The organism is Streptosporangium heterodermiicola (assembly GCF_051390675.1).
Classification (GTDB): domain Bacteria; phylum Actinomycetota; class Actinomycetes; order Streptosporangiales; family Streptosporangiaceae; genus Streptosporangium.
This window is the reverse complement of the sequence record NZ_JBPJSR010000103.1, coordinates 1-550: the sequence shown is the minus strand read 5'-3', so window position 1 is coordinate 550 and position 550 is coordinate 1. Positions and strand designations below refer to the sequence as shown.

General features: G+C 62.2%; 1 protein-coding gene. It reads left to right on the top strand.

Going from position 1 to position 550, the window contains the following annotated elements:
- On the top strand, window positions 1-498 hold a 498-nt coding region (locus ACSC1Q_RS43075; protein ID WP_495573957.1), incomplete at its 5' end, for a trypsin-like serine peptidase.
- Between the last annotated feature and the right edge of the window lie 52 nt (window positions 499-550).

Sequence of the window (550 nt, the reverse complement as noted above, 5' to 3'; positions counted from 1 at the left end):
TGGGTGAAGAAGACCGCCGTCAAGTCTTACTACAAGACGGTCTTCTACATCGTCGAGGGCTTCATCAAGGACACCGGCAAGCTCGGTGACAACGTCGGCGGCCAGGGCTTCACCTGGAACCAGAAGCCGCAGCAGACGGTGTTCGTGTTCGGCTACCCGGCCGACGCGCACCCCGACGGCAACAAGGCCTACACCGGCGTTACCCCCAAGTGGACCTACGGCAAGACCACCACGAAGACCTACGTGCAGGCGGCGTCGAAGGTCGAGGAGCACATCGGCCTCAAGAGCTCCTTCACCCCCGGCGCCGACGGTGGCCCCTGGCTCGCGCAGTACAGCAACGCCAAGCGTCTGGGCTACGTCAACGGTGTCACCAGCCTCTTCGGTGACCAGGACAGCAACGGCCGCTACGACCTCATCACCACGCCTTACTTCGATGGCGAGACCGCTGCCATCTACAAGAAGGCCGAGAACGTGTGGTCCGGCTCGATCGTCAAGTAGTAGTAGCTCCCTGACGATCACCCGAGCCTGAGCGTCCAAACCTCAGACTCAC